Source organism: Silanimonas sp. (assembly GCF_027531545.1).
Taxonomy (GTDB): domain Bacteria; phylum Pseudomonadota; class Gammaproteobacteria; order Xanthomonadales; family Xanthomonadaceae; genus Silanimonas.
Genome location: NZ_JAPZSC010000011.1, coordinates 1 through 12,071 on the forward strand (window position 1 = coordinate 1; position 12,071 = coordinate 12,071).

Below are 12,071 nucleotides of genomic sequence, written 5' to 3' on the forward strand. Positions count from 1 at the left end.
GAGCATTTGCAACGCTGAGCGGGCGTCCTGCGGGGGTCAACCCGAAGGGCCGGGGTACCCAAGGGCCCTGGGCCGCGTTGCGCCGCTGGCCCGCACGTCCCGTGCGGGCTGCGCGCCGCGCCTTGCCCAGGGCCCTTGGCCACCCCGGCGCGGACGCGACCCATATCTTCACAGGCTCTGAGCGGCGGGCGCGGCAGCGCTCAGGTGCGCACGCGCCGGTCCACCGGGGGCGGCACGGCCCGGCGCTCCACGCCGCATCGGCGCTCGCCGCCCCAGGCCATGTCGAGCTCGAGCCGCTTGATCTCCTCGACCGCGCCCTCGTCGCCGCCACCGGCCTTGCGCACCTGGGCGCGGGCCAGGCGCTCCATCAGGCGCAGGTCGCGGTCGGTCAGGCCCATGGCGCTCTCGGCCCACTGGTCGACGATGGCCACCAGCGATTCGCGGCGGATCGGTGCGGCCACGCGCTGCGCGCGCAGTGCGGCCAGGGTGCCGCGGTGGCGCGGGTCGACCTCGCGCACCACGCGGTCGATGGCCTGCTCGCCCTCGCCGTCGGGCACCACCATGTCGATGAGGCGGCGGTACAGCAGTTCTTCCGCGCCGTAGAGGTGGCCCGACAGGATCATCTCGTTGGCCACGGCAAAGCCGGCGCGGCGGATCGTGAAGTCCCAGGCCCCCATGCCCGGGAACAGGTTGAACAGCACCTCGGGGAAGCCGGCCTGCGCGCTCTTCTCGAAGATGATGCGGTGGAAGGGCAGCACGCTCTCCAGGCCGCCGCCCAGGGTGTCGCCCGCGGCCATGACCGTGGTGTGCACGCCCACCGTGGCGGCGTTCTCGAGCCACCAGACCATGTCCACGCACTTCATGCCATACAGGCGCAGCGAGTCGACGTCGCCGGCGCGCACCAGCAGCACGAACAGGGCCAGGTCGCCGCCGAAGTTGAAGACCTTGGGCACGTCGGAGGTCAGCACCAGGTGGCGCAGCAGGCCGGGGTTGGCGCTGATGTCGTCGAGCACCTGCTGCATCTCGGTCATCGCGGCCAGGCTGTAGCACTGGATGGGCCTGACGGCGGCGCGCACCCGCAGCAAGGCCAGCTCGGAGTGCCACTCCAGGCGGATGGTCTTGTAGGGCCTGCCGAGCAGGCCGGCGACACCGACGGCGGCGGGCTTGCTCATGGGGTGCTGGCGGGCAGGGCCTCGAGGATGCGGGTCAGGTGGTGAAAGTTCACCTGCACCGATTCGACGATGGCTTCGCGGACGGCGTCATCGCCAACCTGGTTGAGGACCTGCCGCAACTCGGCCATGTGCTGCGAGTCCAGCGTGGCGTGCGAGCCGATGAAGCTCACGCCCTGCTCGCCCTCGAGCAGCAGCCGCTCGCGGATGGCGCTGGCGAAGGGTCCGCCGTAGACCGAGGCGATGACCTCCAGCGCGTACAGCATGCCCAGCACCGACAGCGGCTGCCGCATGGCGGCGCTCCAGTGGTTGTAGCCGTTCAGCGCCAGCGTGTGCGCGCCGGGGCGGTGGGCCCGTGCGTCGGCGCGCGTCATGCCCAGGGCCTCGAGGTCGGCCAGCACCCAGTTCTCGTGGCCCGACTCCTCGTGCATGTGCTCGTAGAGGAAGTAGCGCAGCGCGCTGTCGGGGTCGTGCGCCGGCGAGCCCAGCCGCGCCGCCGCGGCGGCGCACACCGGGTTGAAGTGCCAGACCACGTGGTACAGCTCCAGCAACAGCGCGCGGTAGCGCTCCACGCTCATGCCGTGGGCCACCGCATCCACCAGCTGCGGGTGGGTTTCGAAGGTCCGGCGATCCTCGTCGGTGCGGGTCACCAGATCGGCGAAGAAGGGCAGCATGATCCTCCGGCAAGTAACGGCCACCGTGCCAACGACGCTGCGGCCCGTGGCCCTCTCAGGCTCGGACTCTTCGTGCGCTCAGGGTCTAGTCTAGGCGGCAATCGCGAAAAGCGCGCGCCGATTGGCGCTCCTAGAATCCCGTCCCGATGTCCCCAGAGCCGCCGCGCCGCCCGATCCGCGAGCTGCCCGACGAGCTGATCAGCCAGATCGCCGCAGGCGAAGTGATCGACCGTCCGGCCGCCGCCGTGCGCGAACTGCTGGACAACGCGCTCGATGCCGGCGCCACCCAAGTCACCGTGCGGCTGGCCGGTGGCGGCGTGCGGCTGGTGTCCGTCGAGGACGACGGCGTCGGCATCCCGCCCGATCAGCTGCCGCTGGCGCTCAAGCGCCACGCCACCAGCAAGATCCGCGACCTCGCCGAGCTCGAGCGCGTCGGCACGATGGGCTTCCGCGGCGAGGCGCTGGCCGCGCTGGCCTCGGTGGCCGAGCTCGCCATCACCAGCCGCACCGCCGAGGCCCCGCACGCCTGGCGGCTGCAGGCGCGCGGTGGCGAGCTCGCACCCGCGGCGCGGTCCCGGGGCACCACGGTGGAGGTGCAGGAGCTGTTCTTCGCCACGCCGGCGCGGCGCAAGTTCCTCAAGAGCGACGCCACCGAGCTGGCGCACGCGCTCGACGTCGTCCGGCGCGCGGCGCTCGCGCGGCCGGACGTGGGCATCGCCGTGTGGCACGAAGGCCGGCAGGTCGCGCAGTGGCGCCCGGCGCCCTGGCTGCAGCGCCTGGCCGACGTGCTCGGCCGCGACTTCGAGGCCGCGAGCCGCCCGCTCGAGGCGCAGCGCGGCCCGTTGACCCTGCGGGGCCGCATCGGCCACCCCGAGGCTGCGCGGGCCCGTGCCGACCTGCAGATCCTGTTCGTCAACGGCCGCTGCGTGCGCGACCGCCTCGTCAGCCACGCCGTGCGCACCGCCTACGACGACCAGCTCCACGGCGCCCGGCAGCCGGCCTGGGTGCTGTTCCTCGGGATCGAGCCGGAACTGGTGGATGTCAACGTGCACCCGGCCAAGGCCGAGGTGCGCTTCCGCGACGGGGGTGCCGTGTTCCAGGCGGTGCGCCAGGCGGTGGTGGAGGCGCTGGCCCCCACCCGTGCCACGGCGGCAGTGGCCACGCCGGTGGCGGAGGCCGACCCCGTGGCCAGCTCGCCGCCCGCAGCGGCCGCCCGCCCGGCGTGGCAGCCTTCGCTGGCCTGGGCCGATGCCGGTGGCGGCGCGCTGAAGGCGGCCGAGCCCCGCGCGCCCTGGGCCCCGGCGCTGCGCGCGCTGGCGCAGCCCTTGCCGGCCGCCCCCGAGGCCCCGCCGGCCGTCGAGCAGCCCCTGGGCCGCGCCGTGGCGCAGATCGGGGGCGCCTACGTACTGGCCGAGAACGCGAGCGGCCTGGTGGTGGTGGACATGCACGCGGCCCACGAGCGCATCGTCTACGAGCGCCTGAAGCGCGCCGCCGATGCCGCGGCCGGTGCGGGTGCCGAGTTGCCGGCGCAGCCCTTGCTCATTCCCCACACGCTGGCGGCCACGCCGGCCGAACTGGCCGCCGCCGAGGCGCACGCCGATGCACTGCGGGCCCTGGGCCTGGACGTGGGCGTGCTCGGCGTGGCCACGCTGGTGGTGCGCAGCCGGCCGGCCGCGCTGCCCGATGCCGACCTGACCGAGCTCGTGCGTGCGGTGCTGGCCGAGCTGGCCGAGGTCGGCGGCAGCCGCGTCGTGCAGCGCGCCCGCGACGAACTGCTCGCCACCATGGCTTGCCATGCCGCCGTGCGCGCCAACCGCCGGCTCACGCTGCCCGAGATGGACGCGCTGCTGCGCGAGATGGAGGCCACCGAGCGCAGCGACACCTGCAACCACGGCCGCCCGACCTGGCGGCAGGTCACGCTGAAGGAACTGGACGGGCTGTTCCTGCGCGGCCGCTGAAGGCGCGCCGCCTCTCACACTCTCAGCGCCCGAAGCGCAGCCGCCGGCGGCGCTTGGTGCGCACGCGCCAGTGCCACACGCCGTTGACCAGCCCGTAGGCCAGCAGCGAGAAGCCCACCGCGAAGATCACCGTGCCCACCAGCAGCGGGCGGCCCACCTCGCTGAGCGTCTGCCCCCAGCGTTGCCACCAGGGGCGCGGGTCGGGCGCGGGCGCGTTGGCCTGCGCGGCCTGGGCCGAAGGCAGCGGCGTGGCGGCGCTCAGCAGCGCCGGCCGGTTGGCGTCGTCGGTGTCGGTGCCGAGCACCCAGCCGCCCAGCTTCCAGGCGCCGTAGTACACCGGCGCGAAGGTCGGCGGCGTGTTCACCAGCGTGGCCACCACCGAGACCGGCACGTTGCAGCGCAGCAGCACGCTCACCGCAGCCGACAGCGGGATCTGCGCGATCGGCGTGATGAACGCGAAGAACACCCCCACCGCGGCCCCCAGCGCCACGCCGCGCCGCGACATGTGCCACAGCCGCGGGTGCAGCAGCCGGGGTCCCAGCCAGCGCAGCCAGCGGTTGGACGCCATGGCTTCGGGCGTGGGCATCAGGCGGCGCAGGCGATCCAGCATAAGCCTTCGATTGTGGGGGCTGCCCGGCGGCCCCGCGGCAGGGCGGGTCGTCCTTCGGTGGCCCAGTCCGATCAGAACGCGAGAAGTTGCCGCAGCACGTAGGGCAGGATGCCGCCGTGGCGCAGGTAGCTCACCTCGATGGCGGTGTCCACGCGCAGGGTCACGCTGCGCTCCTGCACCGACCCATCGGGCCGCCTGATCACCAGGGTGGCGTCGCCCTGCGGCTGCAGCTCGTCGGCGAGGCGCACGTCGATGGTCTCCTCGCCGGTCAGGCCCAGGCCCTGCCAGCTGTCGCCGGGCTTGAACTGCAGCGGCAGCACGCCCATGCCCACCAGGTTGCTGCGGTGGATGCGCTCGAAGCTCTGCGCCACCACGGCGCGGATGCCCAGCAGCGCCGTGCCCTTGGCCGCCCAGTCGCGGCTGGAGCCCGTGCCGTACTCCTCGCCCGCGAACACGACCGTGGGCGTGCCCTCGGCCTGCCAGGCCATGGCCGCCTCGTAGATCGGCAACGGCTGCCCGCCCTTCAGCGTGAAGCCGCCCTCCACGCGCGAGCCGTCCGGCCCCGGCGGCAGCATCAGGTTCTTCACGCGCACGTTGGCGAAGGTGCCGCGCATCATCACCTCGTGGTGGCCGCGGCGCGCGCCGTAGCTGTTGAAGTCGGCGGGTGCCACGCCCTGCGCCTGCAGCCACTGCCCGGCCGGCGTGCCGGGCTTGAAGCTGCCGGCGGGGCTGATGTGGTCGGTGGTGATGGAGTCGCCGAACAGGGCCATGATGCGCGCCCCGCGCACGCCGGCCCCGGCCTCGGCCGGCGGCGGCGGCTCGAGCGTGAAGCCGGCGAAGAACGGCGGCTCGGCGATGTAGGTGCTGGGCGGCCAGGTGTAGACGTCGCCCTGAACGCCCTGGATCCGTTGCCACAGCTTGCCGGGTTCCTGGCGCACCTTGTCGTAGTTGCGCCGGAAGGCCTTGCCGTCCATGGCGTGCTTCATCAGCGCGTGCACCTCGTCGCTGCTGGGCCAGATGTCGCCCAGGTAGACCGGCCGGCCTTTCTTGTCGTGGCCCACGGGCTCGGTCATCAGGTCCTTCAGCACCGTGCCGGCCAGCGCGTAGGCCACCACCAGCGGCGGGCTGGCCAGGAAGTTGGCCTTCAGGTTGGGGTGGATGCGGGCCTCGAAGTTGCGGTTGCCGCTGAGCACCGCGGCGCAGACCAGGTCGTTGCTGGTGATGGCCTCATTGAGGGCCGGCGTCAGGTCGCCGGCGTTGCCGATGCAGGTGGTGCAGCCGTAGGCCGCCACCGCGAAGCCCAGCTTCTCGAGGTAGGGCAGCAGGCCGGCCTTCTCGAGGTACTCGGTGACGATGCGCGAGCCCGGCGCCAGGCTGGTCTTGATGTGCGGCGCCACCTTCAGCCCGGCCTTCACGGCCTTCTTCGCCAGCAGGCCGGCGGCCAGCAGCACGCCGGGGTTGCTGGTGTTGGTGCAGCTGGTGATGGCGGCGATCAGCACGTCGCCGTTCCGCAGCGCCAGGCCGTCGGCGGTGGTCACCGGCGCGGCCAGCTTCTCCGCCGGCTGGTTGAAGCCGTTGGCCGCGGCCGGAGCGCTGAACAGCTCGGTGAAGCGGCTCTTCACCGCGCCGATCTCGATGCGGTCCTGCGGGCGCTTCGGCCCCGCCAGCGAGGGCGCGACGCTGCCCAGGTCGAGCCGGATGACGCGGCTGTAGTCGATGTCGGCGGCGCGCGGCACGCCGAACAGCTGCTGGGCCTTGAAGTAGGCCTCGAAGGCCTCGATCTCGCCGCGCCGGCGGCCGGTGCCCCGGAAGTATTCGATGGTCTTGTCGTCGACCGGGAAGAAGCCCATCGTCGCGCCGTACTCGGGCGCCATGTTGGCGATGGTGGCGCGGTCGGGCAGGCTGAGCGTGCGCGTGCCCTCGCCGCAGAACTCGACGAACTGGCCCACCACCTTCTCGCGGCGCAGGATCTCGGTGACGGTCAGCACCAGATCGGTGGCGGTCACGCCCTCGCGCAGCGCGCCGGTGAGCTCGAAGCCCACCACGTCGGGCGTCAGGAAGTACACCGGCTGGCCCAGCATGCCGGCCTCGGCCTCGATGCCGCCGACGCCCCAGCCGACCACGCCGATGCCGTTGATCATGGTGGTGTGGCTGTCGGTGCCGACCAGGCTGTCGGGGTAGTGGACGGCCTCGGGCCCCTTGCCGGCCTTGTGCACGCCGCGCGCCAGGTGCTCCAGGTTCACCTGGTGCACGATGCCGAAGCCCGGCGGCACGACGCCGAAGGTCTCGAAGGCCTGCATGCCCCACTTCAGGAACTCGTAGCGCTCGCGGTTGCGCGCGAACTCGAGCTTCATGTTCAGGTCCAGCGCCTTGGCGCTGCCGAAGTGGTCGATCATCACCGAGTGGTCCACGACCAGGTCGACCGGCACCAGCGGCTCGACCCGGCGGGGATCCTTGCCCAGGCGCTGGGCCACATTGCGCATGGCGGCCAGGTCGGCCAGCAGCGGCACGCCGGTGAAGTCCTGCAGCACCACGCGCGACACGACGAAGGGGATCTCCTCGGTGCGCGCGGCCCGAGGCTGCCAGCGTGCCAGCTGCTCGACATGCTGCTTCGTCACGCGCTGGCCATCGCAGTTGCGCAGCACGCTTTCCAGCACGATGCGCAGGCTCACCGGCATGCGGCGCACGCCGGGGAAGCGGCGTGCCAGAGCGGGCAGGGACCACAGCTGCCCGGTCTTGCCCGAGGCGGTGGTGAAGGGCTTCAGGGTGCTGGCGAAGGCGTGCGGCATGACGGCTCCCGGGTGTGGACGCCGGGGGATTATGCGAAGCGCCGGCTGCGCGCCACGCCCAAGGCCCCTCGGGCCGCGGCCCTTGCAGCCCCGGCCCCGCGGGGCCCTCAGAACGCCTCCTTCTCGGCCTCCAGGTAGGCGATGCTGATGTACTTGCCGATGTTGCCGTCCCAGCCCTGGATGCGGCCGGCGTGGGGTGCCACGCGCGGATCGGCCAGCACGCGGCGCCGCGCAGCGGCCTCGTCCTCGCCGGCCTTCACGGCCGCCAGGCAAGGCTCGTACAGGCCGGCGAAGAAGACGCGCTGCTCGGCCGGCAGCGTGCGGCTGGCGCGGCCGTGGCCGGGCACCCACAGGGCGTCGGGCAGGTCGCGCACCAGCGCGTCGATGGTCTTGAGCGTGCCGACGTAGCTGCCGTCGTCCATGTTGGCGATGCGGCCGTTCATCACCACGTCGCCGGCATAGAGCACGCGGTCCTCGACCACTTCCACGCACAGGTCGGCCTCGGTGTGGGCGCGGCCGTGGTGGTGGATGCGCAGCGTGGTGTCGCCGAAGCGCAGCAGGTCGCCGTGGCCGGCGTCGCGGTTGGGCACGACGACGCGGGTGCCCATGGACGCGCCGTTGGTCCAGCGCTCCATGGCGGCGCGCCAGCCGCTGCCGGCGATGCCGGCGATCTGCCGGCGCGCCTCGGGGTGGGCGTGGATCGGCAGGCCGTCGCCGAAGGCCTGCACGAAGGCGTCGTTGCCGAGGAAGTGGTCGCCGTGGGCATGCGAGTTGACGATGGCCACCACCGGACGGTCGGTCAGCGTGCGCAGTTGGCGGATGGCCATCTCGCCGATCTGCACCGAGGCCCCGCTGTCGAGCACCACCACGCCGGCCGAGGTGATCACGAACACCACGTTGGCCATCATCCCGCGGTTCTCGGGCGTCGGGAACCCGTCCGCGGCGAACACCATGGCCACGCGCGGGCTCAGGCGCAGCAGCGGGTGGTTGGGCACGGCCGGACCACGGATGAAGTCGTCGGCCGCCGATGCCAGGTGCTGCGCCAACGGCGACAGCAGGGCTGCGCCGAGGCCCAGAGCCAGGCCGGCGCGCAGGCAATGGCGGCGCGTGGCCGTCGAAGGGGGTGCGGGCGTGGCCATGCGGCGTCTCCGGCCTTTACATCAGCCGTCGATGATATGCAACCGTCGCGACGAATGGCCCGTCCGGCAGCACGCGGGCAAGGGCGCCATCTAGCAGATGACCCAAGCTCTCTAGAGAACGCCTTCTCTGCTCAATGGCTGAGCAGATAGCGGCCAGCCGGGTCGCTTCACAGGGGTAGTGTGCCCTCATGCGCTACCTCTGTACCCAATTCTCAGCCTTCTGCTCCTGTTGAACATGTCTTCGTGCTCAACGTCGAAGATCGCCTGCCCCGTCTCGGGGCCTTCGCCCTGCTGAAGACGCACGGAAAACTTGTGCAGTCCGGTGGTCAGGACAGCCATTGGGGTGTTGTCCTCTCAGGTATGGGTCGCCACGTCACAGGCCCGCCCTAGCCGGAGCTCACGCTCAAGATGCCGTGGCGGCCTGCCCAGCCGACGGCAGTTGGCGTCCCGGAGCGGGGTCATGGCTGCCGGCTTCCACCGAGGGTGCCGAATCCGACGCCGGCCCATGCCGAACGGCGAGGCTCCTTTCGGTCATCCTAAAATGCTGTACTAAAACCTAGCTTTAAGGTTCAATGCCGCGACCGGTCTAAACACCCGCGCCAAAGGCCTCCTCGCCGACGCGGCTGGACCCTGCCCGAACACAACACTCAGCACTGACAGACCGCAGAGCCCCGCCCGTCTGCGCGGAAGGCCTCGACATCCACACCAGGGTACCGAGGTCTTCGTGCAATCGGGCCATTCCCGCAACTCGGGTCGCCCAGCGGTCGACAAGAAGAATGAGCAAGACGGCCTTTAGGTTCATCGACCTCTTTGCGGGGCTCGGCGGCTTCCACATCGCGCTAAAGCGACTGGGCGGGAAGTGCGTCTTCGCAGCGGAGTGGCAGGAGCATCTCCGCGACCTCTACGAAGTCAACCACGGCTTCCGGCCCGCAGGCGACATCACACAGGTCGCCTTGAAGGACGTGCCTGAGCACGACGTGCTAACAGCCGGCTTCCCGTGCCAGCCGTTCTCGAAGGCAGGCGAGCAGCTCGGCTTCGAGTGCACCAAGCAAGGCGGTCTGTTCTTCGACGTAGAGAAGATTCTGAAAGCAAGGCGTCCTGCCTTCTTCATTCTTGAGAACGTACCCAATCTCTTGAAGCACGACTCGGGGCGCACGTGGGAGCGCATCCAGCACAACTTGGGTCCGGAGGGCCTTGGCTACCACATAGATGCTCGCCGGTACTCGCCTCACCACTTCGGCATCCCACAGATCCGCGAGCGGGTCTACATCGTGGGCTCGCTTGCGCCCTTGACGTCGTTTGTGTGGCCAGAGCGCTCAGATGCCGAGACTTCCATTGAGGCCGTCCTCGACAAACGACCGGATGATGCGAAGAAGCTGTCGCCGCAGGTCAGAGAGTGCCTAGAAGTGTGGAGCGAATTTCTCAAGGCTTGTCCTAAAGACCTCCAGCTTCCGTCGTTCCCCCTGTGGTCCATGGAGTGGGGTGCGACGTACCCCTACGAGTTCGAAACACCGTTTGCGCGAAAGATTCGTTTGGGCGCAGAGGGGCTGACCGGTTTTTGCGGGAGCCATGGCGTCAAGCTCGGCCACAAGGCAACGTTGGAAGAGCGGTGGGCAGCACTGCCAAGCCACGCCCGCACAGAGCAGTTCCTCTTTCCCAAGTGGAAGCAGGATTTCATTCGGCAGAACCGTGAGTTCTACGCTGCCAACCGGGAGTGGATTGCTCCCTGGCGGCACAAGATTCTGAAGTTCCCCTCCAGCCTGCAGAAGCTCGAATGGAACATCCAAGGTGGTCACCAAGACTTGTGGGATTACGTCATTCAATTCAGGGCGTCGGGTGTTCGCGTCAAGCGTCGCAACACTGCCCCCAGTCTTGTTGCCATGACCGATACGCAGGTCCCCATCATCGCCTGGGAAGAGCGGTACATGACACCCAGAGAGTGCGCACGGCTACAGAGCATGCAGTCGCTGAAGCAGTTGCCCAGTAGCCCCGTCCGCGCGTTTCAGGCACTCGGTAATGCGGTCAACACAGACGTGGTCGAAATGGTCGCTTCAGCCCTCCTGCTCTCGTCAACTTCAATCACCGGAGCGGCACTGTCAAAGAACCTGTACGCCGCGGCCTAGAACAGGAAATTGCAGGGAGTTGGATGGATGGAGAGCGAGAAGATAGAGATTCGCCCAGAAGTCACCATGCTCGGGGTGTTGAGGCATCTGAACTACGAGCCGTGGTTTGCAATTGCAGAGTTCGTCGACAACTCACTTCAGAGCTACCTCTCCCATAAGGAGGAGTTGGAGGAGGTCGAAGGCGCGAACTTCAAGCTAAAGGTCACCATAGACCTAAATTCGGCCGCAAGCGGCGAAATCGTAGTCACCGACAACGCGGCAGGCATCTCGGCGTCAGACTTTCCACGAGCCTTCAGAGCTGCGCAGGTACCAGCAGACCGCACGGGCCTGTCAGAGTTCGGCATGGGCATGAAGAGTGCCGCCTGTTGGTTCTGCGAAAACTGGTCGGTTCGGACGAAGGCACTCGGCGAGACGGCTGAGCGGAGCATCGCCTTCGATGTCCAGAAGATTGTCGACAACCGAATCGAGACACTCGCGCCTGAGAGTCGGTCTGGTGCTCCCGGGGTCCATTACACCGTCGTGAAGCTGCGGGGGCTACACCATCCACCTGCTACCCGGACCGTTGCCAAGATTCGTGAGCACCTGGCCAGCATCTATCGCGTTTTCACCGCAAGCGGGCTGCTAGAGCTCAGGTTCAACAACGAACTGCTGGTCTACGAGACACCCAAAATCCTCACCTCGGTTCCGTACACCGCACCTGGCGTTCCTTCGTCGACCGAGACGACTCCCGTCGAGTGGCGCAAGGACATTGACTTTGACTTCGGTGGTGGCCAGCGAGTCACAGGCTTCGCAGCATTGCGTGAGGTTGGCTCGACCACGTCTGCGGGCTTTTCGCTCTTCCGTCGCGGACGCTTGATTGAAGGAAGCTGCGACGAAACGTACCGCCCGCCGTACATCTTCAAGAAGGCCAACAGCTTCACATACCAACGCCTGTTCGGTGAGTTGCACATCGAGGGCTTCGCGGTCAGCCATACCAAGGATGGCTTTCGGTGGGAGGAGTACGAGGACATCTTCCTTGAGCATCTCAAGGAGGCAGTCGAGGCAGAGCCGCTGAACCTCGTAGCGCAGGCGGAGAACTATCGTGCGCTGCCCACTCGGAAGAGCATCGCTGAGCGAGCACAGGTTGCCACCAACGCCGTTGCAAAGCACTTCGAGACTGAGGTTGGCCCACTTATTGAGGCGGCAAAGGCGACCCCGACACAGCCGGCTGCTATCCCGGAGCAACTGCCGACAGACCAACTGCAGGCATCTGAGAAGCAGGTCACTATTAACGACGGGAACTGGCAGTGGGTCGTCACCATTCGAACTTCAGTTGACCCTGCGCGAGAGCAGTGGCTTGCCATCAGCAACCACGAGCACGTCGAAGGGGATGACAGCGTCCGGAACGTCGAAATCGAGTTGTCTCTGGCGCATCCGTTCTCCTCTGAGTACCTCGGTGCCAACAACGAGAACGTGGAACTGCTTCTGAAGACCTGATCAGCAAGCTGCCTCAGCTGCGCGAGTCGTCTTGAGGGGGTGCGGAGCGGCCTGAGCAGCGTCGCGGGCCAGCCGAAGCAGGATGGTTCTCAGGTTGTAGCGGCGGTTGAAGAGGTACTGGATCTGTCCGAGG

Annotated in this window: 8 protein-coding genes; 3 read left to right on the top strand and 5 right to left on the bottom strand. The window is 68.9% G+C overall.

Annotated elements, in window-relative coordinates; genetic code table 11:
- Positions 1-200 precede the first annotated feature (200 nt).
- Entirely contained in the window at positions 201-1,172 is a 972-nt protein-coding gene (locus O9280_RS08405) for a crotonase/enoyl-CoA hydratase family protein (protein ID WP_298341123.1), read from the bottom strand.
- Positions 1,169-1,843, bottom strand: coding sequence for an iron-containing redox enzyme family protein (locus O9280_RS08410; protein ID WP_298341125.1), 675 nt, complete (start codon positions 1,841-1,843; stop codon positions 1,169-1,171). Before O9280_RS08410 ends, O9280_RS08405 begins: the two co-directional genes overlap by 4 nt.
- 146 nt (positions 1,844-1,989) lie before the next feature.
- Between O9280_RS08410 and mutL the strand changes: the two genes are divergently transcribed.
- Complete coding sequence (mutL, locus tag O9280_RS08415) at positions 1,990-3,801, top strand: DNA mismatch repair endonuclease MutL (protein WP_298341127.1); 1,812 nt, start codon at positions 1,990-1,992, stop codon at positions 3,799-3,801.
- A gap of 22 nt (positions 3,802-3,823) precedes the next feature.
- Here mutL and O9280_RS08420 read toward each other — a convergent pair whose 3' ends face one another.
- From O9280_RS08420 to O9280_RS08430, 3 genes are all read right to left on the bottom strand, one after another.
- Positions 3,824-4,411 carry a DUF2062 domain-containing protein gene (locus O9280_RS08420; RefSeq protein ID WP_298341129.1) on the bottom strand — a complete coding sequence of 196 codons (588 nt, stop codon included), beginning with the start codon at positions 4,409-4,411 and terminating at the stop codon, positions 3,824-3,826.
- Positions 4,412-4,482: 71 nt separating this feature from the next.
- Positions 4,483-7,200: an aconitate hydratase AcnA gene (acnA, locus tag O9280_RS08425; RefSeq protein ID WP_298341131.1), complete on the bottom strand. Its 2,718-nt coding sequence runs from the start codon at positions 7,198-7,200 to the stop codon at positions 4,483-4,485.
- A gap of 107 nt (positions 7,201-7,307) precedes the next feature.
- Complete coding sequence (locus O9280_RS08430; RefSeq protein ID WP_298341133.1) at positions 7,308-8,339, bottom strand: MBL fold metallo-hydrolase; 1,032 nt, start codon at positions 8,337-8,339, stop codon at positions 7,308-7,310.
- 776 nt (positions 8,340-9,115) lie between these two features.
- On the opposite strand from O9280_RS08430, the gene dcm reads away from it, so the two are divergent.
- Together dcm and O9280_RS08440 are read left to right on the top strand one after the other, a co-directional pair.
- Entirely contained in the window at positions 9,116-10,462 is a 1,347-nt protein-coding gene (gene dcm / locus O9280_RS08435; RefSeq protein WP_298341135.1) for a DNA (cytosine-5-)-methyltransferase, read from the top strand.
- Between the two features lie 27 nt (positions 10,463-10,489).
- Positions 10,490-11,938, top strand: a complete 1,449-nt coding sequence (locus O9280_RS08440) for an ATP-binding protein (RefSeq protein ID WP_298341137.1) — start codon at positions 10,490-10,492, stop codon at positions 11,936-11,938.
- The last annotated feature ends 133 nt before the right edge of the window (positions 11,939-12,071 follow it).